At 65.0% G+C, this 24,687-nt stretch carries 19 protein-coding genes; 7 read left to right on the top strand and 12 right to left on the bottom strand.

The genetic code is table 11. From position 1 onward, the window contains the following. Positions 1-6: 6 nt before the first annotated feature. The 7 genes from AAHK20_RS02340 to rpsB all read right to left on the bottom strand — a co-directional run bounded on the left by AAHK20_RS02340 (position 7) and on the right by rpsB (position 6,273). Positions 7-1,212 carry a 1-deoxy-D-xylulose-5-phosphate reductoisomerase gene (locus AAHK20_RS02340; RefSeq protein WP_449179807.1) on the bottom strand — a complete coding sequence of 402 codons (1,206 nt, stop codon included), beginning with the start codon at positions 1,210-1,212 and terminating at the stop codon, positions 7-9. 10 nt (positions 1,213-1,222) lie between these two features. After that, positions 1,223-2,044, bottom strand: coding sequence for a phosphatidate cytidylyltransferase (locus tag AAHK20_RS02335; protein WP_449179806.1), 822 nt, complete (start codon positions 2,042-2,044; stop codon positions 1,223-1,225). Continuing rightward, positions 2,038-2,820, bottom strand: a complete 783-nt coding sequence (uppS, locus tag AAHK20_RS02330) for an undecaprenyl pyrophosphate synthase (protein WP_449179805.1) — start codon at positions 2,818-2,820, stop codon at positions 2,038-2,040. Before uppS ends, AAHK20_RS02335 begins: the two co-directional genes overlap by 7 nt. Before the next feature lie 60 nt (positions 2,821-2,880). Further along, on the bottom strand, positions 2,881-3,441 hold the full coding sequence (frr, locus tag AAHK20_RS02325; protein WP_449179804.1) for a ribosome recycling factor: 561 nt from the start codon (positions 3,439-3,441) through the stop codon (positions 2,881-2,883). Positions 3,442-3,533: 92 nt separating this feature from the next. Further along, positions 3,534-4,247, bottom strand: coding sequence for a UMP kinase (gene pyrH, locus AAHK20_RS02320; protein ID WP_137332150.1), 714 nt, complete (start codon positions 4,245-4,247; stop codon positions 3,534-3,536). Positions 4,248-4,467: 220 nt separating this feature from the next. Beyond that, positions 4,468-5,349, bottom strand: a complete 882-nt coding sequence (gene tsf / locus AAHK20_RS02315) for a translation elongation factor Ts (RefSeq protein WP_449179803.1) — start codon at positions 5,347-5,349, stop codon at positions 4,468-4,470. A gap of 171 nt (positions 5,350-5,520) precedes the next feature. Next, positions 5,521-6,273 carry a 30S ribosomal protein S2 gene (gene rpsB / locus AAHK20_RS02310; protein ID WP_449179802.1) on the bottom strand — a complete coding sequence of 251 codons (753 nt, stop codon included), beginning with the start codon at positions 6,271-6,273 and terminating at the stop codon, positions 5,521-5,523. Positions 6,274-6,761: 488 nt separating this feature from the next. Here rpsB and map point away from each other — a divergent pair, with 488 nt between their 5' ends. The 3 genes from map to AAHK20_RS02295 all read left to right on the top strand — a co-directional run bounded on the left by map (position 6,762) and on the right by AAHK20_RS02295 (position 12,116). Further along, complete coding sequence (gene map, locus AAHK20_RS02305; protein ID WP_449179801.1) at positions 6,762-7,568, top strand: type I methionyl aminopeptidase; 807 nt, start codon at positions 6,762-6,764, stop codon at positions 7,566-7,568. 78 nt (positions 7,569-7,646) lie between these two features. Then, the gene (locus tag AAHK20_RS02300; protein WP_449179800.1) at positions 7,647-10,220 is read left to right on the top strand and encodes a [protein-PII] uridylyltransferase; all 2,574 of its coding nucleotides are present in this window, start codon (positions 7,647-7,649) and stop codon (positions 10,218-10,220) included. Between the two features lie 342 nt (positions 10,221-10,562). Then, positions 10,563-12,116 carry a pseudouridine synthase gene (locus AAHK20_RS02295; RefSeq protein WP_449179799.1) on the top strand — a complete coding sequence of 518 codons (1,554 nt, stop codon included), beginning with the start codon at positions 10,563-10,565 and terminating at the stop codon, positions 12,114-12,116. A 107-nt stretch (positions 12,117-12,223) separates the two neighbouring features. Here AAHK20_RS02295 and def read toward each other — a convergent pair whose 3' ends face one another. Both def and ligA read right to left on the bottom strand, forming a co-directional pair. Next, complete coding sequence (gene def / locus AAHK20_RS02290) at positions 12,224-12,757, bottom strand: peptide deformylase (protein ID WP_449179798.1); 534 nt, start codon at positions 12,755-12,757, stop codon at positions 12,224-12,226. Then, positions 12,754-14,802 (bottom strand): NAD-dependent DNA ligase LigA, encoded by a 2,049-nt coding sequence (gene ligA, locus AAHK20_RS02285; RefSeq protein ID WP_449179797.1) that lies wholly within the window; start codon positions 14,800-14,802, stop codon positions 12,754-12,756. Before ligA ends, def begins: the two co-directional genes overlap by 4 nt. Positions 14,803-15,104: 302 nt before the next feature. Here ligA and AAHK20_RS02280 point away from each other — a divergent pair, with 302 nt between their 5' ends. After that, the gene (locus AAHK20_RS02280; RefSeq protein ID WP_449179796.1) at positions 15,105-15,896 is read left to right on the top strand and encodes an alpha/beta fold hydrolase; all 792 of its coding nucleotides are present in this window, start codon (positions 15,105-15,107) and stop codon (positions 15,894-15,896) included. 113 nt (positions 15,897-16,009) lie between these two features. Here the strand turns inward: AAHK20_RS02280 and AAHK20_RS02275 are convergent, their stop codons facing one another. From AAHK20_RS02275 to AAHK20_RS02265, 3 genes are all read right to left on the bottom strand, one after another. Beyond that, positions 16,010-17,242, bottom strand: a complete 1,233-nt coding sequence (locus tag AAHK20_RS02275) for a cell division protein ZipA C-terminal FtsZ-binding domain-containing protein (protein ID WP_449179795.1) — start codon at positions 17,240-17,242, stop codon at positions 16,010-16,012. A gap of 94 nt (positions 17,243-17,336) precedes the next feature. Then, complete coding sequence (gene smc, locus AAHK20_RS02270; protein WP_449179794.1) at positions 17,337-20,855, bottom strand: chromosome segregation protein SMC; 3,519 nt, start codon at positions 20,853-20,855, stop codon at positions 17,337-17,339. Between the two features lie 158 nt (positions 20,856-21,013). Then, the gene (locus AAHK20_RS02265) at positions 21,014-21,979 is read right to left on the bottom strand and encodes a DMT family transporter (RefSeq protein ID WP_449179793.1); all 966 of its coding nucleotides are present in this window, start codon (positions 21,977-21,979) and stop codon (positions 21,014-21,016) included. 134 nt (positions 21,980-22,113) lie between these two features. On the opposite strand from AAHK20_RS02265, the gene dapC reads away from it, so the two are divergent. From dapC to AAHK20_RS02250, 3 genes are all read left to right on the top strand, one after another. After that, on the top strand, positions 22,114-23,331 hold the full coding sequence (gene dapC, locus AAHK20_RS02260; RefSeq protein WP_449179792.1) for a succinyldiaminopimelate transaminase: 1,218 nt from the start codon (positions 22,114-22,116) through the stop codon (positions 23,329-23,331). A gap of 130 nt (positions 23,332-23,461) precedes the next feature. Beyond that, positions 23,462-24,289 carry a 2,3,4,5-tetrahydropyridine-2,6-dicarboxylate N-succinyltransferase gene (gene dapD, locus AAHK20_RS02255; RefSeq protein WP_449179791.1) on the top strand — a complete coding sequence of 276 codons (828 nt, stop codon included), beginning with the start codon at positions 23,462-23,464 and terminating at the stop codon, positions 24,287-24,289. Next, positions 24,289-24,651 carry an ArsC family reductase gene (locus tag AAHK20_RS02250; protein ID WP_449179790.1) on the top strand — a complete coding sequence of 121 codons (363 nt, stop codon included), beginning with the start codon at positions 24,289-24,291 and terminating at the stop codon, positions 24,649-24,651. Before dapD ends, AAHK20_RS02250 begins: the two co-directional genes overlap by 1 nt. Positions 24,652-24,687: the final 36 nt, after the last annotated feature.

Raw genomic sequence — 24,687 nt, 5'->3', positions numbered from 1 at the left:
TCCGTCTCACTGGACCGTGCGGTCCATCCGGCGCGCGCCGGCGAGATGGCTTTCGATGAAAGCCGTGGCCGCGCGGCGCGCCGCGGCGTCCGCTTCCAGCACGTCGTCGAGGCCGCTTGGGGTGCGGTTCGGCAGCGCGTTCAGCACCGCGTCCACGGTCTGCGCAATCGCCATGAAACCGATCTTGCGCGACAGGAATGCGTCGACCGCGACTTCGTTCGCCGCATTGAGCGCCGCACTCGCGACGCCGCCTTCCGCCAGCGACTTCATGGCGAGTGCGAGGCACGGGAAACGCGCGTAGTCGGGCTTCTCGAAACTGAGCGATGCGACCTGCACGAGGTCGAGCTGTGCGACGCCCGAATCGACGCGCTCGGGGAACGCGAGCGCGTGCGCGATCGGCGTACGCATGTCGGGATTGCCGAGCTGCGCGAGCACCGAGCCGTCGACGTACGACACGAGCGAATGAATCACGCTTTGCGGATGGATCAGCACTTCGATACGCTCGCCGGGCAGATTGAAGAGCCAATGCGCTTCGATGACTTCGAGCCCCTTGTTCATCATCGTCGCCGAATCGACCGAGATCTTGCGGCCCATGACCCAGTTCGGATGCTTGCAGGCTTCGTCGGGCGTGACGTCGACGAGCGTGGACGGTTCGCGCGTGCGAAACGGTCCGCCCGACGCCGTCAGGATGATCTTCGAGACACCGCCGTGCGCCGAGACTTCGCTCGGCAGGCATTGGAAAATCGCGTTGTGCTCGCTGTCGACGGGAAGCAGCGTCGCGTGATGGTCGCGCACGTCGTCCATAAAGATCGCGCCCGACATCACGAGCGCTTCCTTGTTCGCGAGCAGGATGCGCTTGCCGGCGCGCGCCGCGGCCAGCGTGGGCGCCAGGCCGGCAGCACCGACGATCGCCGCGACCACCGTGTCGCACTGCGCGCTGTTCGATGCGTCGACAAGCGCTTGCGGGCCGTACGCGACTTCGGTCTTGCAACCGGCATCGCGCAACTGCGCGGCAACGCTCGCAGCCGTCTCGGCATCGCCGACCACCGCCACTTCCGGTTGAAAACGCAGGCATTGCGCGACGAGCTTGTCGCCATTGCGATGCGCGGTCAGCGCATAGACCGAGAAACGGTCGGGATGGCGCGCGACGACGTCGAGCGTGCTCTCGCCAATCGAGCCCGTGGAACCGAGCAGTGTCAGACGTTTTTTCATATCTCTTTCTCTAGCCGAGCAGCAGCATCGCAAGCGGCAACACCGGCAACAACGCGTCAATGCGGTCGAGAACGCCACCGTGGCCCGGCAGCAGACCGCTCGAGTCCTTCACGCCGGCTTGGCGCTTCATCATCGATTCGAACAAATCGCCGACCACGCTGAACGCAACCAGCAGCGTCAAAGCGACAAACGCGCGCGGGGTGCCAAGGCGCGTCACCAAATCGGAATACAGCGTAGGCGCGAGCGCCTGGGTGGCGACGGCCACGCCCGCGACGACGATCACCGCCAGCCAGCCGCCCGCGGCGCCTTCCCAGGTTTTACCCGGACTGATGGCGGGCGCCAGCTTATGCTTTCCGAATGCCTTACCCGCAAAGTATGCGCCGATGTCGGCGAGCCATACCACTAATAACAGGGACAAAACAAACGGCACCCCTTCGATGCGCGCCGCCACGAGGGCGTGCCAGCACGCGACGAACACGATGATCCCCGCCAGGAACAGGAACAGGCGCCAGGCGCCATGGGCGAGCACGGGCTTGCGCATCAGCACGAACGGCCCCGCCAGCACCCAGAATACGGCCGCAGCCTGAAAGAGCGGCCGAGGCGGCTTGACCCCGACGCCGAGCTTCGTGCTCGCCACCAGCGCCACAGCCGCTACCAGCGCATAGATGACCGGGCCGGCGCCATTCAGCTTGAGCAGGCGTGCCCATTCCCAAGCGGCAAAGACGAGCACGAACGCGATCAGCGCGCCGAACGCGCCGACCGGCGCGAACAGCGTCACGGGCAAGAAGACTGCCAGCAGGACGATCGCCGTGATAACACGGGTTTTTAGCATGGAAGCGAATCGGCGTTCTGCGATTGCGGTTCGAGTTGGGCGCTGGTGCGGCCGAAGCGGCGCTCGCGCCGCGCATACGAGGCGATCGCGTCGGAAAGCGCGTTCGCGTCGAAGTCAGGCCAGAAGGTCTCGGTGAAATAGAACTCGGTGTAGGCGAGCTGCCAGAGCAGAAAGTTGCTGATGCGCGTCTCGCCGCCGGTGCGGATGAAGAGATCGGGCTCCGGCGCATAGGCCATCGCCAGGTGCTGGGCGAACGTCTCCTCGTTGACTTCGGCTACCTGGCCCGTCTGCGCCGATTGCTCGGCGAGACGTTTCGCGGCCTGGAGAATGTCCCAGCGGCCGCCGTAGTTCGCGGCGATCGTAAGCGTGAGACGGGTATTGCGCGCCGTCTTCGTTTCCGCGCGCCGGATCAGGTCTTGAATGCGGGCATCGAACTGCGAGAGGTCGCCGACCACGCGCAGACGGATGCCATTCGCATGCAGCTTGCCGACTTCGCGCTCGAGCGCCGTCACGAAAAGGCGCATCAGGAATGAGACTTCCTCGTTCGGACGGCGCCAGTTTTCGGAGCTGAAGGCGAACAGGGTCAGATATTCGACGCCCGCGCGCGCGCAGGCTTCGACAGATGCGCGCACCGCATCGACGCCGCGCGAGTGGCCCGCCACGCGCGGCAAGCGCCGCTGCGTCGCCCAACGGCCGTTGCCGTCCATGATGATCGCGATGTGTCGCGGCACGGCCGCGACGTCAGGCACGCGAACGGTAGAACTGGTATAGGTCATGGCCGCTGGGACTGTGACTGCAAAAAAGAAGTGAGACTGAAAGCCTGAGACCTGACGGCCTCAAACCGTCATGATCTCGGCTTCCTTGCTTTGGACGAGCTTGTCGATTTCAGCGACGTGCTTATCGGTGAGCTTTTGCACATCGTCGCCGGCGCGGCGCTCGTCGTCTTCCGAAATCTCTTTATCTTTGACGAGTTTCTTGAGCTGCTCGTTCGCATCGCGGCGCAGATTGCGCACGGCCACCTTCGCGGTTTCGCCTTCGCTCTTGACGACCTTGGTCAGCTCCTTGCGGCGCTCTTCGGTCAGCGCGGGCATCGGCACGCGGATCAGGTCGCCTTGCGTCGCCGGGTTCAGGCCCAGGTCGGACTCGCGAATCGCCTTTTCGACGACCGCAACCATCTTCTTTTCCCACGGCTGGACACCGATCGTGCGCGCGTCGACGAGGGTCAGGTTGGCCACCTGCGAGATGGGCACGGCCGAGCCGTAGTAGTCGACCTGAATATGGTCGAGCAAGCCGGTATGCGCGCGGCCCGTGCGGATTTTCGCCAGATCGTTCTTGAACGCGTCGATCGAGCGCTGCATCTTCTGCTCGGCGCCTTTTTTGATATCTGCCACACTCATTTAAACCTCCGAACCTTCATAACAGTGCAGGTCCGCCCGCGAGGAGCGGCACCCCGCCGCAACCCGCAGCGCAAACCGCGTCCTGCGAGAGTTTACACGTGGACGAGCGTGCCCTCGTCCTCACCTTGAACGATACGCTTGAGCGCGCCGGGCTTGACGATCGAAAACACGCGGATCGGCAGCTTCTGGTCGCGGCACAGCGCAAAGGCCGTCGCGTCCATCACCTGCAGATTGCGGCCGATCGCCTCATCGAAGCTGATCGTCGAATAGCGCGTGGCCGTAGGATCTTTCTTCGGGTCTGCGGAGTATACGCCGTCGACTTTGGTCGCCTTCAGCACGACTTCCGCGCCGATTTCCGAGCCGCGCAGCGCGGCGGCCGTATCGGTCGTGAAGAACGGGTTGCCCGTGCCGGCCGCGAAGATCACGACCTTGCCCTCTTCGAGCTGGCGGATGGCGCGCGGACGGATGTACGGCTCCACCACCTGGTCCATGCGCAGCGCCGATTGCACGCGCGCCTCGATCCCGGCGTGGCGCATCGCGTCCTGCAATGCGAGCGCGTTCATCATCGTCGCGAGCATCCCCATGTAATCGGCCGTCGCGCGGTCCATGCCGGCCGCGCCGCCCGCCACGCCACGGAAGATGTTGCCGCCGCCGATCACGACCGCGAGCTGGGTGCCCAGCCGGACGACTTCCGCAACGTCTGCCACCATTCTTTCGATCGTCGCGCGATTGATGCCGAAGGCATCGTCGCCCATCAGAGCTTCGCCGGAGAGTTTGAGAAGAACGCGTTTATAGGCAGTGGGCATAGAGGTATCCGATCGCGCCGAAGAGGATGACAACAACGTAGAACTGTAGGGGTGAAATGCTGGTTCGGGCAAGCGCCGCCAAATTCACCGAACCGCCGTTGTGCGGCGGGCTCGGCGACTGCCAGGCGGGTGTCAATCGAGCTGACCCGCCAAGCCCGGCGGCGCTTCCCGGCCGCGGCGGATGTTTTCACCCGCCGCGGATACAACGTACTGCTCGTGCTTACGACTGCTTCGCTGCGGCAACTTGCGCGGCCACTTCGGCGGCGAAGTCGTCTTGACGCTTCTCGATGCCTTCGCCGACGACGAACAGTGCGAACTTCTGGACCGTCGTACCGGCGGCCTTCAGCATCTGCTCGATCGTCTGCTTGTCGTTCTTCACGAACGGCTGGTTCAGCAGCGACACTTCCTTCAGGTACTTTTGCACACTGCCTTCGACCATCTTCGCGATGATTTCAGCGGGCTTACCCGATTCGGCGGCCTTCTGCTCGGCGATGCTGCGCTCCTTGGCGATCAGCTCGGCCGGCACGTCGTCGGACGACAGCGAGACCGGCTTCATCGCGGCGATGTGCATGGCGACGTCCTTGCCGACTTGCTCGTCCGCGCCCGTGTACTCGACGAGCACGCCGATGCGCGTGCCGTGCAGGTAAGCAGCGACCTTGTTCGACGTTTCGAAGCGCTCGAAACGGCGGATCGACAGGTTTTCACCAATCTTGCCGACCAGCGCGAGGCGCACGGCGTCGACCGTCGAGCCTTCGAGCGGCAGCGCCGACAGCGCGGCCACGTCGGCCGGGTTCTGCGTGGCGATGAGTTCGGCCACGGTCTTCGCGAACGCGAGGAAATCGTCGTTCTTCGCGACGAAGTCGGTTTCGCAGTTCAGCTCGACAACCGCGCCAGCGTTGCCGCCGATGAACGAAGCGACGACGCCTTCAGCCGTCACGCGCGACGCTGCCTTGCTCGCCTTGTTGCCGAGCTTCACGCGCAGCAGCTCTTCAGCGCGCGCCATGTCGCCGTCGGCTTCCGTCAGCGCCTTCTTGCATTCCATCATCGGCGCGTCGGTCTTCGCGCGCAGTTCTGCAACCATGCTTGCGGTAATTGCCGCCATCATCAGCTCCTTGAGTCTTGTCTGTCACACGCCGACGCGCTTTCGACGCGCGCGGCAGGAATTTGTTTCCGGCATGCGTCGATTTAGACGCACTCACCGCTTTGGGCCGGCCGAAACTTAAAAAAAGGGGGCCTATGGAGAGCCCCCTTTTTTGCCGGCCGCGGGGCAGCTTTACGCTTCCCCGTTGACCTCGACGAACTCGTCGCCGTCGTTACCGCGCACAGCCTGGACCACTTCGTTCACTGCGTTTGCACGACCTTCGAGGATCGCGTCAGCCACGCCTTGCGCGTAGAGCGCAACGGCCTTGCTCGCGTCGTCGTTGCCCGGGATCACGTAGTCGATGCCTTCCGGCGAGTGGTTCGTGTCGACCACGGCGATGACCGGCACGCCGAGCTTGTTCGCTTCGGTAACAGCAATCTTGTGATAGCCGACGTCAACGACGAAGATCGCGTCAGGAATGCCGCCCATGTCCTTCACGCCGCCGATCGACTTTTGCAGCTTGGCGATTTCGCGTTCGAACAGGAGCGCTTCCTTCTTGCTCATGCGTTCGAGTTCGCCCGCTTCCACGGCCGCTTCCATGTCCTTCAGGCGCTTGATCGAAACCTTCAGCGTCTTGAAGTTGGTCAGCATGCCGCCGAGCCAGCGCGCGTTGACGAACGGCATGCCGGCGCGTTGCGCTTCCTCGGCGATCGTGTCGCGCGATTGACGCTTCGTGCCGACGAACAGGACCGTACCGCGGTTCGCTGCCAGTTGACGCACGTACTTCAGCGCGTCGTTGTACATCGGCAGCGTCTTTTCGAGGTTGATGATGTGAATCTTGTTGCGATGACCGAAGATGAACGGGGCCATCTTGGGGTTCCAGAAGCGCGTTTGGTGACCGAAGTGGACACCGGCTTCCAGCATTTGACGCATGGTAACTGCCATGAAAATCTCCGCGAGGGTTGGGTCTTAAGCCGGCTGCTGTATCGGCCGCACCGCACCGCCTGGATCGGCGGACGCTTGATACGGGCGACACCCTGGGTGCGCCGGCTTGCGAATGGATGCGCGCTGGAGGGCCAAAAACCCCACGAGGCGCACCACGATCAAGCCGCCACAAGCTTTGCATGGGGTCGCGCAATTGCCGCATTTGCACTTTTGCTACCACCCCATATTCCCCGCGTCATCCGAAAGACCGAGGGAAATAATCACAAGCCCGATAGCGACTTAGCCAAAGAGTATAGCACGCGCGTGTTACCCCTCTCAAGCCGCGATTTGCTTTGGCGCGTCGGCCGGATCTGCCGAGCATTGACCGAATCCGAGCAGAACCGGGGCGCGTCAGGGCTCACCGAGCTTTGCGCACAGCTTCTAAAGGCCAGCGACGGGCCTAATATGGTGCGATAATCGCGTAATTAACGCATTTAAGACCCGGACTCATGGCTATTACCCTCAAAAACGAACACGATATCGCCGAAATGCGCGTGGCCTGCCGCCTCGCCAGCGAAGTGCTCGACTACATCACGCCGTTCGTCAAGGCGGGCGTCACGACGGGCGAGCTCGACCGCCTGTGCCACAACTACATGCTCGACGTGCAAGGCACCGTGCCGGCGCCGCTCAACTACCAGCCGCCCGGCTACCCGCCGTACCCGAAGGCGACCTGCATTTCGGTCAACGACGTCATCTGCCACGGCATCCCCGGCGACAAGATCGTCAAGAACGGCGACGCGCTCAATATCGACATCACCGTCATCAAGAACGGCTACTTCGGCGACACGAGCCGGATGTTCATCGTGGGCGAAGGCTCGATCCTCGCCAAGCGCCTCGTGCAGACTACCTACGAATGCATGTGGCTCGGCATCGAGCAGGTGCGCCCGGGCGCGTTCCTCGGCGACATCGGCAACGCGATCCAGCGGCATGCGGAAGCGCAGGGCTACAGCGTCGTGCGCGAGTATTGCGGCCACGGCATCGGCACCGTGTTCCACGAAGATCCGCAAATCCTGCACTACGGACGCCCCGGTACCGGCCTGGAATTGCAGGCCGGCATGATCTTCACGATCGAGCCCATGATCAACGCCGGGCGCCGCGAAATCCGCACGATGCCCGACCAATGGACCGTCAAGACGCGCGACCGCAGCCTTTCCGCGCAATGGGAGCACACAGTGCTCGTCACCGAATCCGGCCATGAAGTGCTGACGGTGTCGGCAGGCACGCCCGCCAAGCCGCAGATCGCGGTAGCCGCGTAAGTCAGCGGCCGAGCCAGCCCTGCTTCTTCGTCCAACGCCAACGAGCCCACTGCACCCTATCACGCCGACACGCCGCCCATGAGCGCTCCCGCTGCCGCCCTTCCCCACGCCCTGTCGCTCAAAGCGGACTACAAAGTGGTCAAATCCGAACTGCTGGAGCGCTTCAAGACCTCGGCCAACGTCGATTCGCTGATGCGCTCGCTCGCCCGCACCACCGACGACGCCCTGCGCGGCGCCTGGGAAGCGTGCGAGCTGCCCGCGACGCTCGCGCTTCTCGCGGTCGGCGGCTATGGCCGCGGCGAGCTCGCGCCGTTTTCGGACGTCGACATCCTCGTCCTCCTGCCCGAAGAAGCGCCGCCGCATATCGAGGCGTGCATCGAGCGCTTCATCGGCATGGCCTGGGACCTCGGGCTCGAACTCGGCAGCAGCGTGCGCACGGTCGCACAGTGCATCGAAGAAGCGTCGAACGACGTCACGGTACGCACGTCGCTGCTTGAAGCGCGGAGGATCGTCGGCAGCACGGCGCTTTTCGACTCCTTCACGCTGCGCTACAACGAGACGCTCGATCCGCGCGCATTCTTCCAGGCGAAGATGCTCGAACTGCGTCAGCGGCACGCGAAGTTTCAAGACTCGCCGTACAGCCTCGAACCCAACGTCAAGGAAAGCCCGGGCGGCTTGCGCGACTTGCAGCTGATCCTGTGGATCACGCGTGCGGCGGGCTTCGGCAGCAGTTGGAAGGAGCTCGACGCGCGCGGCCTCATCACCGATCGCGAAGCGCGCGAACTGCGTCGCAACGAAGGCTTCCTCAAGGCGCTGCGCGCTCGTCTGCACGTGATCGCCGGGCGCCGTCAGGACATTCTGCTGTTCGATCTGCAGACCCCGGCCGCCGAGAGCTTCGGCCTCAAGGCGACGCAGACCAAGCGCGCGAGCGAACAGCTGATGCGCCGCTACTACTGGGCCGCCAAGGCCGTCACGCAGCTCGCGACGATCCTGATCCAGAACATCGAGGCGCAGCTCTTCCCGAAGACGAGCGGCATTACGCGCGTGCTGTCGGACCGTTTCGTCGAGAAGCAAGGGATGATCGAAATCGGCAGCGACGACGTGTTCGAACGCTCGCCGAACGCGATTCTCGAAGCGTTCCTGCTGTTCGAAGCGACGCCGGGCATCAAGGGCCTTTCGGCGCGAACGCTGCGCGCGCTCTACAACGCGCGCGACATCATGAACCAGCATTGGCGCCGCGATCCGGAAAACCGGCGCCTGTTCATGGAGATACTCAAGCAGCCGCACGGCATCACGCATGCGATGCGGCTCATGAACCAGACGAGCGTGCTCGGGCGGTACCTGCTCAACTTCCGGCGCATCGTCGGGCAGATGCAGCACGACCTCTACCACGTCTACACGGTCGACCAGCACATCCTGATGGTGCTGCGCAATCTGCGCCGCTTCGCCATCGCCGAGCACGCGCACGAGTATCCGTTCTGCAGCCAGCTCATCGCGAACTTCGAGCGCCCGTGGGTGCTGTACGTCGCGGCCTTGTTCCACGACATCGCGAAGGGCCGCGGCGGCGACCACTCGACGCTCGGCATGGCGGACGCGCGGCGCTTCTGCCGCGACCACGGCATCACGGGCGACGATGGCGAGCTCGTCGTGTGGCTGGTCCAGCATCATTTGACGATGAGCCAGGTCGCGCAGAAGCAGGATACGAGCGACCCCGAAGTCATCAAGCAGTTCGCCGAGCTGGTCGGCACCGAGCGCCGCCTCACCGCGCTCTACCTCCTGACGGTCGCCGATATCCGCGGCACCAGCCCGAAAGTCTGGAACAACTGGAAAGGCAAGCTACTCGAGGACCTGTACCGCGCGACGCTCGCCGTGCTCGGCGGCGCACGCCCCGACGCCCACTCGGAACTCAAGCAGCGGCAAGAGGAAGCGCTCGCGCTGCTGCGGCTCGAAACCGTGCCCGAGAACGCGCATCTCGCGCTGTGGGACCAGCTCGACGTCGGCTATTTCCTGCGCCACGACGCCGCCGACATCGCATGGCAGACGCGCGTGCTGTATCGCCACGTGCGCACGGAGACGGCCATCGTGCGGGCGCGCCCGTCGCCGATTGGCGAAGCGCTGCAGGTGCTCGTCTACGTGAAGGACCGCTCCGACCTGTTCGCGGGCATCTGCGCCTATTTCGACAGAAACGGGCTCTCGGTGCTCGATGCGCGCGTCAGCACGACGCGCCACGGCTATGCGCTCGACAACTTCATCGTCGCGCACACCGAAGACGACGTGCACTATCGCGACATCGCCAATCTCGTCGAGCAGCAACTCGCGGCTCGGCTCGCGGTCGAGGCGCTCTTGCCCGAGCCTTCGAAGGGGCGTCTTTCACGGCTGTCGCGCACGTTTCCCGTCACGCCGCGCGTCGACCTGCGGGCCGACGAGCGCGGCCAGTACTACATCCTGTCCGTGTCGGCCAACGACCGGCCGGGCCTTCTTTATTCGATCGCGCGCGTGCTGGCCGAGCACCGGGTCGGCGTCCATGCGGCGCGGATCAATACGCTCGGCGAACGCGTCGAGGACGTGTTCCTGCTCGACGGACGCGGCCTGTCGGACAACCGTCTGCAAATCCAGGTCGAAACCGAGCTGCTGCGCGCGATCGCGGTCTAACAGCCCCCGTATTCGCCGCTTCGCGCCCTATCCCGTCGACGTCGTCGGGGAGGCGCGAAGCGGTCCAGTCTTTTGTTGAGAGAGTTTATGCGCGCCAAATTGACAGCCAAGCATCCGCGACCGGCAGCGCCGGAACGCGCCCCCGTCCGTTCCGGCAGCGCGTCGGCACGCAAGCCCGTGCGGCCGGCTCGCACGGAGGCGGCGAAGACCGATCGGCCGGCCGGGCCGGCGCGCGCGTCGGCTTCCGGTCCTGCCGGCGGCTCAGGCAGGACCAGCGGCAGGACCGCCAGCGAGGCACGGACGTCGCAGTCGCCCGCCAAGCGAGGTGCGGCGGCCGGAGCTATGAAGAAAGACGGCGGCACGGCGCGCTCCGGCAAGCCGGTGCGGGCTGGAGCGGAAACCGGCCAGCGTTCATATACGGAGCGCCCGGCGCGCGCTGGAGCGGAGACCGGCAAGCGCCCCTATACCGAGCGCCCGGCGCGCGCTGGAGCGGAGACCGGCAAGCGCTCCTATACCGAACGCCCGGCGCGACGCGACGCGGCGCCCGCCGATGCCAAACGGCCAGCGGGACCGGCGGGTGCGCGCGGAGAATGGAAGCGCGACGGTGAAACGCGCGGCGATAGACGCGATGAGCGCGCACCTGCCAAGCGCCCGGCGCGCGCGGGTGGGGAACGCGATCGCGGCTACGCAGCGTCCGAACGACCAGCCGGAGCGCGCCGCGATACGTCCGAACGGACACGCGGCGGTTACGGCGAGGGCCGCACGTCGGATAAACCCCGCCAAGGCGGCGCAGGCCGCCCGGCCGGGGATTCCCCGCGCGGCGGCCTCAAGGTCGGCAGCCCGATCAAGCGCTCATTCGTCGAGCGCGACGATCGCGCGTCCGAGACCGCCTCCAAGCGGCCGGTCGGCGAGCGCAACGCACGCCGCGACGGCCCGCCGCGCGAGCGCGCGAACCGCGCCGGGTCGGACACCCGCCAGGACACCCGCCCGAGCGCTCGCCAATACGCCGGGCGCCCGGCGCGCGAGGACGATACGCACGGCCGCAAACCGGCCTCGGACGCACGCGCTCGCAAGCCCTCGGCCAACCCCAGCCCCGCTGCGGGCAGACGGACGGAATCCGAATCCCACGCCGACGAAGCCGGCATGATGCGCCTCTCGAAGCGCATGTCCGAACTCGGCCTGTGCTCGCGCCGAGAGGCGGACGAATGGATCGAAAAGGGCTGGGTCCTCGTGGACGGCCAGCGGATCGATACACTCGGCACCAAGGTCCACGCGGGACAGCAGATCGAGATCGTCGCGAATGCGCGTGCGGCCCAGGCCAAGCAGGTGACGATCTTGTTGCACAAGCCGGTCGGCTACGTGTCAGGTCAGGCCGAAGACGGCTACCAGCCGGCCATCACGCTGATCACGCCAGCCAACCATTGGGACGGCGATCGCTCGAACATCGAATTTTCCGCGAGCCATCTGCGCCAGCTCGCGCCGGCCGGACGCCTCGACATCGATTCGACCGGCCTTCTGGTGCTGACGCAGGACGGCCGCGTCGCGAAGAATCTGATCGGCATCCACTCGCCGATCGAAAAGGAGTACTTGGTGCGCGTGGGCTACGGCGAGCGCACGACGGACATCGATCAACACTTCCCGCCGGAACTACTGGCGAAGCTCCGGCACGGCCTGTCGCTCGACGACGTTCCGCTGCGGCCCGCCAAAGTCAGTTGGCAAAACGGCGAACAGTTGCGATTTGTCCTGCGCGAAGGCAAGAAGCGCCAAATCCGCCGCATGTGCGAATTGGTCGGCCTGCAAGTGGTCGGCTTGAAGCGCATCCGGATGGGCCAGATTCCGCTGGGTCAACTGCCGCAGGGACAGTGGCGCTATCTGATGCCGGACGAGGAGTTCTGATCTTCGCCCCGTGCGCGGTCTGAGCGGACTTATCCGCGCGGCGCACAAAGAAAAGCCCGAATCGAATTCGATTCGGGCTTTTTTTATCGCTCGACGGCCGGCGCTCGCTAGTCGTCGCTATTCGGATCGAGGTCGGGGAACAGGACGTCGGTGAAGCCGAACTTCGCGAAGTCGGTGATCCGCATCGGATACAGCTTGCCGATCAAGTGATCGCACTCGTGCTGCACGACACGCGCATGAAACCCTTCCGCAACGCGATCGATCGGGTCTCCGTACTGATCGAAGCCGTGGTAGCGAATCATCGAAAAACGGTTGACCACGCCGCGCATGCCCGGCACCGACAGGCACCCTTCCCAGCCCTCCTCCATATCCTGCGAAACCGGCGTGATAGTCGGATTGATGAGCACCGTTTCCGGCACCGACGGCGCATCAGGATAGCGTTCGTTGTGCCCAAAGCCGAAGATCACGACCTGCAGATCGACGCCGATCTGCGGTGCGGCGAGACCGGCTCCGTTCGCGTCGTGCATCGTGTCGAACATATCCTTGATGAGCACATGCAGCTCGGGCGTATCGAAATGGTCGACGGGTTGAGCGATTTGCAACAGGCGCGGATCGCCCATTCTGAGAATTTCGCGAATCATTGGGTGTGGCCCTCCAGGAGCTTGCGCATACCATCTTCGTCGAGCACGGGGATGCCGAGTTCCTCGGCCTTCGCGAGCTTGCTGCCGGCTTCCGCGCCCGCGACCACGTAATCGGTCTTCTTCGAAACGGAGCCGGCGACTTTCGCCCCCGCCGCCTCCAACATTTCCTTGGCTTCCTCGCGCGCGAGCGTGGGCAAGGTGCCCGTCAGCACGATCGTCTTGCCGGCGAGCACGCCTTGCGGCGCTTTCGGCGCGGGCGGCCCTTCAGCCCACGTCACCTTGCCGGCCGCTCGCAACTGCTCGATGACCGTGCGGTTGTGCTCTTCCGCGAAGAACTGATGGATCGCTTCGGCGACGATCGGGCCGACGTCGTTGACCTCGAGCAGTTCTTCGACAGACGCGCTCATGATCGGATCGAGCGAGCCGAAATATTTGGCGAGGTCCTTGGCCGTCGATTCGCCGACGTGCCGGATACCGAGCGCGTAGATGAAGCGTGCGAGTGTCGTGCTCTTGGCCTTCTCGAGCGAATCGAGCAGGTTCTGCGCGGATTTGTCCGCGAAGCGGTCAAGCGCCGCGAGCGTCGAGAAGCCGAGATTGAAGAGATCCGCGGGCGTGCGCACGAGATTCTGCTCGACGAGCTGGTCGATGATCTTCTCGCCAAGCCCGTCGATATCGAGCGCTCGGCGTTGCGCGAAGTGCCACAACGCCTGCTTGCGCTGCGCCGGGCAGAACAAGCCGCCCGTGCAGCGCGCGATCGCTTCGTCGGGCAGCCGCTCGATGCGCGAGCCGCACACCGGGCATTCGGTCGGCATCACGAATTCGTGCGCGTCATCCGGGCGCCGATCGAGTACGGCGGAGACCACTTCCGGAATCACGTCGCCCGCGCGCCGCACGATGACGGTGTCGCCGATTCGAATATCCTTGCGGCGCACTTCGTCTTCGTTATGCAGCGTCGCGTTCGTGACCGTCGCGCCGCCGACGAAGACCGGTTCGAGGCGCGCGACCGGCGTGATCGCGCCGGTTCGGCCGACTTGCACGTCGATCGCGAGGAGCTTCGTCAGCGCTTCCTGCGCCGGGAACTTGTGGGCAAGCGCAAAGCGCGGCGCGCGCGAGACGAAGCCGAGCGCGTCCTGCTCGTCACGGCGATTCACTTTGTAGACGACGCCATCGATGTCGTACGGCAGCCCATCGCGCTTTTCGCCGACGTGGCCGAAAAACTCGAGCAATCCCTGTGCGCCTTGCACGACTGCGCGCTCCGCGCAAACCGGTAGGCCCAGTTCGCTGTACCAATCGAGCAGTTCGCTGTGCGTCGGCGGCATCTCCATGCCTTCGAGCACGCCGATCCCGTACGCGAAAAAGGACAAGGGCCGCTGCGCCGTGATCTTCGGATCGAGCTGGCGCAGGCTGCCGGCCGCTGCGTTGCGCGGGTTCGCGAACTCTCGCTGCTCCGCCTCCCGCTGGCGCGCGTTCAAGCGTTCGAAATCGCGCTTGAACATCAGCACTTCGCCACGCACCTCCAGTACGCGCGGAATGCGTTCGCCCTTGAGCTTGAGCGGAATCGAGCGGACCGTGCGGATGTTTTGCGTGACGTCTTCGCCCGTCGCGCCGTCGCCGCGCGTAGCGGCTTGCACGAAACGGCCGTCCTCGTAGCGCAGCGAGATCGCGAGGCCGTCGAACTTGAGTTCGCAGGCGTAGTCCACCGGCGATTTGTCGAGCGTGTCCGACACACGTTTGTCGAACGCAACGATGTCTTCGTCGGCGAAGCCGTTGTTCAGCGACAGCATCGGCATCGCATGCACAACGGGCGCGAAACCGCTCGCGGCCTGACCGCCGACGCGCTGCGTCGGCGACTCCGGCGTGATCAGGTCGGGGTGCTCCGACTCGATTTGCTCGAGCTCCTTGAAGAGCCGGTCGTATTCCGCGTCGGGCAAATCCGGCTGGTCGAGCACGTAGTACGCATGGTTCGCGCGTTCGAGCTCGGTGCGCAGCCACGCGGCGCGCTCTGCTGGCTTGTCGGGGGACGGTTCAACGGTCGTTCGTGCCATGCTGTGGCGCAATCTCGGAGAAAAATCAGACCCCAGATTATCGCAGGAAGCGTGCCCCGTAGCATCGGCCAAATGGCCAATAAACGCGAGCCGGCGCACACGCTGCAAGGCGTTTGGATAGACCGTTCGACTAACGCACACCGCGCTCGATTGACAGTCGCTCGGCGCAATGCGACTGTTGCGGCCACCACGACCACTTCACGCTGCGCGGCGGGCCCACAGGCGGCCACGCAGCGTCCGAGACCCGGAGGCAACCGATGCGGCGACTCCCCTTGTTTTTGCAAGACATGCGACTTCGAGCCATGGCCTGCTTGGTGACCTGCGCGGCGCTCGTGCTGGCCAACCGCGCGTTCGCGGGCGAGCAGGTGATCTCCGTGCCGGCGACCGATGGCGCGACGCTCTCTTATTTGCTGACGCAACAGGACACGAGCGCGCCGCAATGGATACTCGTGATGTTCCCTGGTGGCGAAGGCGAGATGCAGTTGTCGCAAAGCGCCGACGGCGCGATCCATATGCTGGAACAGGGCAATTTCCTCGTGCGCGCGCGTACGCTTTTTGCCGTCGATGGCTTCGCCACCGCAATCGTCGACGCGCCGTCCGATCAGCCGGGCGGCTACTCCGACGAGTTCAGAGCATCGCCGCGCCATGCCCAGGACCTCGCAAAGGTCACTGCGGATCTGCACCAGCGGTTCCCTTCCGCCAAGCTCGTGCTGATCGGTACGAGTCGCGGCACGATTTCATCGGCCTTCGTCGGACGCGCGTATCCCGATGTATGGGATGCCGTCGTCCACACGTCGACGTTGAGCAGTCCGTCGCGAGGGCAAGCGTTACCGCTCGCCGGATTCGACTATGGTGCGATCCGGCCTCGGCAGTTGTTCGTCCATCATGAGGACGATGCGTGCTTCCTCTGCTCGTATCATGCCGCCCAGCAACTGGCGGCGGGACACGACCTCATCACGGTGCACGGCGGCATGGCGCGCGGCAACCCTTGCGGGGCGAAGGGGCACCACGGTTTTTATGGCCAGGATCAAGCGGTTGTGGCTGCCATCAAGGCGTGGATCGTAGGCGGCGCGTGGCCAAAGGAAGTGGATTGAGCGCGACCGCGCACGCGAGGGGGCCTACTGCGCCCGAAATCCGTGCGCACAAACGAAAAGCCCGTCTTCCGACGGGCCTCGCTGTAACGAACACAGGGTGAACCCCGCTTGGCTTACTGGCTGAACAGTCGCCGCGTAGCCGGCGAACCGGCCGGAATCCCCGCTTCCTCGAGCTTCGCATACAAGGTCATGAGCTGCTTTTCGATCGCCAGCAGCGCGGCCTCCGGCAGCGGACGCCGCTGATCGTCGACCACCCGCGCGCCGATGCGCTCCGACAGCGACTTCGCGTAGTCGCACATGAGCCTGAACGGCAAGATGTCTTCGTCGGCGACCGGCACGTCGAGGATCAGCGTGATCATCTGCCCGCCCTTGTAGGTGAGGTCATCGCGCAGAAAGTTGGTGTCGCCGAACTGCAGCATGAACACCGGGCTTTGCTTCGCATCGAGCTTCACGAAGCGCGTACCGTCACGCGAGAGCAAGAGGCCGTCCTGGGACGCCACCGCTTGCACGTAATTCGCCGACCACGGCGCGCCGTCGGACAGCACGTTGATCGACAACTGCGCATCGCATTGGGCAGCGAATGCGTCGAGCTCGCGTGCCATCGACACCGTCTCGAGCATGTCGGGGAATTCGGGCGCACCGTCGATCGCGTCCGCGAATTGCTGCACGCCCGACACGAACTCCGAGAACTCGAGTTCGTTCAACGGGCCGCTGCGATTCGCCAATTGCGCGGCCGCGCGCAACTCCTCATAGCGGACGCCGTTTTGCAGCAGCTCCCAAGCGTTGCCGCCTTCGGACTTGCCTTCGATATACACCGGCTTGCTGCCCGCGCGGCGCAACCGCTGCGCAAGCGGAATAATCTTTTCGCCCGCGAGCGGACCACCCAGGCGGATCGGAACGATGCAGTCGATACGGCGATCGACGATGTGCGGCGGAGCCGCCGAGATCGTCGTCGCAGCCGGCAGAATCGGCTCCTCGCGCTCCTCCGCGACAGCGGGCTCGACCGCCGCCTCTTCAGGAAACCCGTTCGGCATCGTCGATTCGGCCTGGATATCGGCTGGGGTATCGAGCGGCGCCACGCCGCCGAAACTCGGCTCGACCCGCGCCGCGCTCGCGGCTTCCGGCGCATCCGACAGCGACGGCTCGCGGCGTGCGCTCGGCCGCGCGGGTTCGATGAACGGCAGCTCTTCTTCGTGATCCTGGCGCGCGAGCGTCTCGGCGGCATCGGGCGGCATCGGTCTCGGCATCCTGCGGCGCACCTTCGCACCCTGCCACGCGTTGTACACGACCACGCCCCCTACCACCACGGCCCCTGCGCCGATCAACCCGAGTGTCAACTCGTCCATGCACGCTCCATCAGCAATTCTTTATGTGCGACACGCAAGCGCTCGACATTTCGCGCGGCAAAGGGCCGCTGCGACGAGCGCCGCGTGAAGCGGTTCAAACCGTATTCTGTGCGAAGCCCGCGGCCGTTTCCATGTCGACGGCCACGATTCGGGACACACCTTGCTCCTGCATTGTCACACCGATCAACTGCTGCGCCATCTCCATCGCGATCTTGTTGTGCGAAATGAACAGGAACTGTGTTTTGTCCGACATCGCACGCACAAGGTTCGCGAAACGTTCGGTGTTGGCGTCATCGAGCGGCGCGTCCACTTCGTCGAGCAAGCAGAACGGGGCCGGATTCAGCTGGAACATCGCGAACACGAGCGCGGTCGCGGTCAGCGCCTTTTCCCCGCCTGACAGCAGGTGAATCGTCGAGTTCTTCTTGCCCGGCGGCTGCGCCATCACCTGCACGCCCGCGTCGAGAATCTCGTCGCCGGTCATGATGAGCTTCGCCTGCCCGCCGCCGAACAGGCGTGGGAACAGCTCGCCGAAATGGCGGTTCACTTCGTCGAACGTGCCTTGCAAGAGCGTGCGCGTTTCCTGGTCGATCTTGCGGATCGCGTCCTCGAGCGTTTCGATCGCGCTCGTCAGGTCGGCCGATTGCGCATCGAGGAAGGTCTTGCGTTCGCTCGCGGCGGCCAGCTCTTCGAGCGCCGCCATGTTCACCGGTCCGAGCGCCGTGATCGCGTTGTTGATGCGCGTGACTTCGCCCTGCAGGTACGATGGCTTCATGTCCGGCGTGAGCTTCGCCTGCAATTGCGCCTCGTCGACGCCGGCGGCCGTCAGCTGTTCGATGAACTGCTCGCCGTTGATGCGCGCGGCCTGCTCCTTCAGTTGCAGCTCGTTGATCCGGTCGCGCAACGGCTGAAGCGAGCGCTCCGCGCTCAGGCGCATTTCGTCCGCTTGGCGCAGCTTCGCCGTCAAATCGTCGAGTTCGAGGCGGGCTGCGTGCAGCGCTTCTTCCTTCACGGCACGGATTTCCAGCGCGTCCTGCAGACCCGTGTGCGCGGTTTGCTCGTTGATGGTTTCGAGTTCCGCGCGCGCGTCTTCGAGCGAGGCGGCAACGCGCTCGCTCTGCTCGTGCGCGACCTGGATGCTGCGCTTCAATTCGTCGATGCGATTCGCCATGTTGCGCACGGCAAAGCGCGCGTCGGTGGCGGTGCGATCGAAATCGCGCGACTGACCGCGTGCGACAGTCAGCTCTTCGTCCAGCGCCTCGAACGCCAGCTGATTGTCTTCGAAGCGCGCTTGCAATTCGGCGAGCTGGCCGTCGAAGCGCTCGAAATTCGCCTCCGATTCGGCCCGCTGGGCGCGCTGTTCTTCGATCTGCGCGCCGATCTCTTCGAGCTCTTCGCGAATCTGCGTGCTGCGCTGCATGTAACGCTCGTGCGCCTGCGCGAGCTTGAGCACGTCCATCTGCAGCGCGTGCACGCGCTGCGTGGCGCGCTCGGCTTCGCCGCGCACATCGGCAAGCGCTTGCGACGCCTGCGTATGCGCCGCTTCCGCACGGATCGCGGCCGCCCTCGCCTCGTCGGCGAGCAAGCCCTGCGCGCGCACTTGGCGCGTCAGGTTTTCGATTTCCTGCTGGCGTGCCAGCATGCCCGCCTGTTCGGAATCGGCCGCGTAAAGCTGCACGCCGACGCGCGTCACGAGATGCCCCGCCTTCACGACGAACATGGCGCCGTCCGGCAGCTGCGAGCGCATCGCGAGCGCCTGCGCGAGATCGTCGGCGAGGAATGCCTGGCCGAGCCATTCGTTCAGGACGGCGCGAATGCCGGCTTCGTCGATGCGCACGAGCGACAGCAACGGACGCAGCGACGCGGGCGCCTCGCGCGGCGCGCCCGCCGCGGGCGGAGCGTAGAAGGCGAGCTTGGCGGGCGGCGCATCGCTCGCGAATGCCTTCACCCAATCGAGATTGGAGACTTCGAGCGCGGCAAGCCGCTCGCGCAGCACGGATTCGAGCGCCGTTTCCCAGCCCGCTTCGACGTGCAATTTCTTCCACAGACGCGGCAACGAACCGAGCTCGTGCTTGTCGAGCCACGGCTGGATCTTGCCTTCGGTCTGGACGTTCTCCTGCAGTTGCTTGAGTGCGGCAAGACGTGCTTCGAGCTGGTGAATCTGCGCGCTTTCGGCCTGCACGCGCTCCTGCGCCGCGCGGCGCTCGCCGTCGAGCCGCGGCAGCGTTTCCTGCGCGTCGGCGAGGCGCGCTTGCGCGTCGTTCAGGATTTCTTCGTGCTCAGCCAGCTGCATGCGCAGCTCTTCGAGCTGTGCTTCGTCCGGCGCGTCGAGCCCGCCCTTTTCCGCTTTCAGGCGCTCATGGCGCTGCTGCAATTGCTGCAGTTGCTGGTCGGCATTGCGTTGATGCGCCGCCTCGAGCTTGAGCGACTGCTCGGTCTGGGCGATTCCGCCGCGCTCGTCATTGAGCTGGTTCTGCGCGTCGCGCCAGCGCGCTTCGAGCGCCGGCATCGCGTCGTGCTTGGCCGCCGCTTCGTCTTCGGCCTGCACCGCCTTTTCTTCGGCGATCGCGAGCTGTTCCTCGGCGTCCTCGATGTCGCCGCGCGCCTTCTCGGCCTGCATCTGCCATTGCTCGCGCTGCGCGGTGAGCGCGGCGATCTGCGCCTGCACGCGGTTGCGCGATTCGACGATGAACTTGATCTCGGCTTCGAGGCGGCTCACTTCGGAATTCGCCTCGTAAAGCGCGCCTTGCGCGCCCTGCATGGCGTCGCTCGCCGAGTAGTGCGCCACCCGCAGCGTTTCGAGCTGCGCCTCGACTTCGCGCAGCTTGGCGGTCTGCGCTTCGAGGTCGATCTGCGCGGCGCTGATCGCGCGCTGCTGCCTCTCCTGCTCGCCCGCCGCTTCGTTCTTGCGCAACAGCCACAGGAGGCGCTGTTTTTCCTCGCCGTCGGCCTGCAGCTCCTTGAACTTGGTCGCGACGATCGCTTGCGCTTCGAGCTTCTCGAGATTCGCGCCGAGCTCGCGGACGATATCCTCGACGCGCGTCAGATTCTCGCGCGTATCGTGCAGGCGGTTCTCGGTCTCGCGGCGGCGCTCTTTGTACTTCGATACGCCTGCGGCCTCCTCGAGAAACACGCGCAATTCTTCCGGCTTCGCCTCGATGATCCGCGCGATCATGCCCTGCCCGATGATCGCGTAGGCACGCGGCCCGAGGCCGGTGCCGAGGAAAATATCCTGGATGTCGCGGCGGCGCGCCGGCAGGTTGTTGATGTAATAGCTCGACGTGCCGTCGCGCGTCAGCACGCGCTTGACGGCGATTTCCGCATATTGGCCCCACTGGCCCGCGGCGCGGCCGTCGGCGTTGTCGAATACGAGTTCGACGCTCGCGCGGCTACCCGGTTTGCGTGCGGTCGAGCCATTGAAGATCACGTCCTGCATCGATTCGCCGCGCAGCTCGGAGGCGCGCGATTCGCCGAGCACCCAGCGCACCGCGTCGATGATGTTGGACTTGCCGCACCCATTGGGACCGACCACGCCGACAAGCTGGCCCGGTACCTGGAAATGCGTGGGATCGACGAAAGACTTGAAGCCAGCGAGTTTGATCGATGTCAGACGCACGGCGATATCGCTGATTGAAAAGGGAAAAAGAAAACAGATCGCGGCGCTTGACCCGTTGTAGTCGCGAAAAGTGGCGAGAACTCGGGACCGAACCGCGACGCTTAAAATTTGGGGCCGCGTTCAACCGAAATCGAAGCGCGGCCCGCGAGCAGTGGCAATCATACCATCGCGCGTTGCCCATCCTGACGCTTGGAATCGTCGCCGGACCCCGGTTCGGCGTCGCTCCCGGCCACCGGTTTGGCGCGATGAAGCCAGCTCGATAGCACCGATGCGAGCACGATGCACCCGCCGCCCGCCCATTCGCGCGCGCCCGGGACTTCACCCGCGAGCAGCCACGCGGACAGCGCCGTCACGACGATCTCGAACAGCATGATGATCGATGCGCGATTGGCCGGTACCCGGGCAAGTCCGTATTGGACGAGCATATTGTTCGATGCGAGCGCGAACCCGAGTCCAAGCACGAGCAGCGCGGCGACGCCCAAATGCGCGCCGGCGGGCGGCGCCGGCATCGCCTCGAACAGCGACGCGACCGAGCTGAAGATCGCCGCGCCGCCGAAGATCGTCGCCGTGCGCATTTCCGGCTTCATGCCGGGCAGCACGCGGCTCGCCTTGAGGATCAGCACGTTGCTCATCGCGAAGCTCATGCCTGCGGCGAGCCCCGCCCATTCGGCGAGATTGCCCGGCAGCGGCAGACCGAGCTGCGGCGACCACAGCATCAGCATCGCACCCATCAGCGACAGCGCCGAGAGCGCGGCGCCCGTCCAAGTCAGCCTTTCGTGCAGGATGAAATGGGCAAACAGCGCGGTCCAGGCGGGGGTCAGATAGAAGAGCAGCAGCACCCGCATGACCTCGCCGTGGATCGTGCCCCAGACGAAACCGAGATTCGTCACGCCGGCCGCGAGCGCAAGCGCAGGCAGCACCCAATGCCAGCGGATCGTCGCAATCGCGCGGCGCCGCACGATCAGCACGAAGCCGCAGGCCGCGGCGCTCGTCAGCGCGCTCGCCGCGGTGCCGGTGACGCCGAGCGCGGCCAGCAAGCGCAACGGGTACCAGACGAAGCCCCATACCGAGGCGCCCAGCATGATCGCAAGCGTTGGCCAGCCGTTGCGGATCCGATCATTCATTCAAGCCATTTCCTATGTTCGTGGCGCGTGCTTGCCTGTCCCGCCACGCTATAATCTGCCGTTCATCCGCCAAGCGCCAGGGCGCCGTGTGAAAGCCGCCTCAGCGTATCTACCCGCGTTTCTCGCCAAGCCAAGTGAACCCGCTACTCGACAGCCTCCAGCCCTATCCGTTCGAAAAGCTGCGCGCGCTCCTGAAGGACGCGACGCCGCCCGCCGACCTGCCGCACATCAGCTTCGGCATCGGCGAGCCGAAGCATCCGACCCCGGCGCTGATCCGCGACGCGGTGGTCGCTTCGTTGAACGGCCTGTCGGCGTATCCGGCGACGCTCGGCTCGGAAGCGTTGCGTCAGGCGATCGCACAGTGGGTCACGCAGCGCTATGGCCTGCCGCCCATCGATCCGGCCACCGAAGTGCTGCCGGTTTCGGGCTCGCGTGAAGCGCTGTTCGCACTCGCGCAGACGGTCGTCGACGGCACGCCGAGAACCGACGGCAAGAGCGCGATCGTACTCTGCCCGAACCCGTTCTACCAAATCTACGAAGGCGCCGCGCTCCTGGCGGGCGCGCAGCCCTACTTCGCGAACAGCGATCCGGCGCGCAATTTCGCGTGCGACTACAGCGCCATTCCAGAGGAGATCTGGGCGCGCACGCAACTGCTCTACGTGTGCTCGCCGGGCAACCCGACGGGCGCCGTGCTGACGCTCGACGACTGGCGCGAACTGTTCGCCTTGTCGGATCGCTACGGCTTCGTGATTGCATCCGACGAATGCTATTCGGAGATCTATTTCGACGAAGCGAAGCCGCCGCTCGGCGGCCTCGAAGCCGCGCACAAGCTCGGACGCGGCTACGAGCGGCTCGTCATGCTCTCGAGCCTGTCGAAGCGCTCGAACGTGCCGGGCATGCGCTCGGGCTTCGTCGCGGGCGACGCGGCGATTCTGAAGCGCTTCCTGCTATACCGGACATACCACGGCGCGGCCTTGTCGACCGTCTACCAAGCTGCGAGCATCGCAGCCTGGAACGACGAGGCGCACGTGCGCGAAAACCGCGCGAAGTACGTGCAGAAGTTCGCCACCGTCACGCCGATGCTCGCCGACGTGCTCGACGTGCGGCTGCCTGATGCCGCGTTCTACCTGTGGGCGAACGTCGAGCGCACGGGCCTCACGGACACCGAGTTCGCCCGGCGCCTATACGCCGACTATAATGTGACGGTTCTGCCCGGCTCCTATCTGGCGCGCACCGCGCACGACACGAACCCGGGCCGCAATTTTGTCCGCATGGCCCTCGTTGCCGACGTGAACGAGTGCATCGAAGGCGCCAAACGCATCGTCGATTTCTGCCGCGGCGTCAAAAGCTGACCCAAGCTGACCGGCAAGGCGGAGAGGCGCTTATCGGCGCCCCGCCCTTGCCAAACAGACTCAAGCAGATTCGGCACGCCGCCGTTCGCCATTCCCTCTTTCCTCAGTCTTCAACCAGAGAACTACGCATATGTCGCAACAACTTCAGCAGATCATCGATACCGCCTGGGAAAACCGCGCCGAGCTGTCGCCGAAGGCCGCTTCGGCCGAAGTGCGCGATGCCGTCGCGCATGCGATCGAGCAGCTCGACAAAGGCGTGTTGCGCGTCGCCGAAAAGAAGGACGGCGAGTGGATCGTCAATCAATGGCTGAAGAAGGCCGTGCTGCTGTCGTTCCGCCTCGAAGACAACACGCCGATGCCGGCCGGCGGCTACTCCCAGTTCTACGACAAGGTGCCGTCGAAGTTCGCGAACTACACCGCTGAAGACTTCGCGGCCGGCGGCTTTCGCGTCGTGCCGCCCGCCATCGCGCGCCGCGGCTCGTTCATCGCCAAGAACGTCGTGCTGATGCCGTCGTACACGAACATCGGCGCGTATGTCGATGAAGGCACGATGGTCGATACCTGGGCCACTGTCGGTTCGTGCGCGCAGATCGGCAAGAACGTGCACCTGTCGGGCGGCGTCGGCATCGGCGGCGTGCTGGAGCCGCTGCAGGCGAACCCCGTCATCATCGAAGACAACTGCTTCATCGGCGCACGCTCGGAAGTCGTGGAAGGCGTGATCGTCGAAGAAAACTCGGTGATCTCGATGGGCGTCTATCTCGGCCAAAGCACGAAGATTTACGACCGCGAAACGGGCGAAGTGACGTACGGCCGCATTCCGGCAGGCTCGGTCGTCGTGGCGGGCAACCTGCCGTCGAAGGACGGCTCGCATAGCCTCTACTGCGCGGTGATCGTGAAGAAGGTCGATGCGAAGACGCGCGCGAAGGTCGGTTTGAACGAGTTGCTGCGAGGCGATTGATGAGCGCGGCGAAGACGGTCGTCTACGGCATTCCGAACTGCGACACGGTCAAGAAAGCGCGCGTCTGGCTCGAGGAAAACGGCGTGCCGTTCGAATTCCACGACTTCAAGAAGGCCGGCGTCACGTCGGCGCTCGTGAAGACGTGGCTGAAGGACGTCTCGCTCGACGCGCTCGTGAACCGGCGCGGCACGACGTGGCGCGCGCTGCCCGACGACGCCAAGGCCGCGGCCGAAACGGAAGCGGGCGCGATCGCGCTGATGATCGAGAAGCCCTCGGTCATCAAGCGGCCGGTCGTCGTCGTGAACGGCAGCGTGAAGACGCTCGGCTTTTCCGCCGACCAGTATGCGACGCTCTTTGTGTAGTACCGCCGCGTAGCCAGAACCATGCAGTTGCCGGCC

The organism is Trinickia camelliae, from assembly GCF_053525655.1.
Note: the sequence above shows the minus strand (reverse complement) of the source record. Positions and strands in the feature narration are given on the sequence as shown.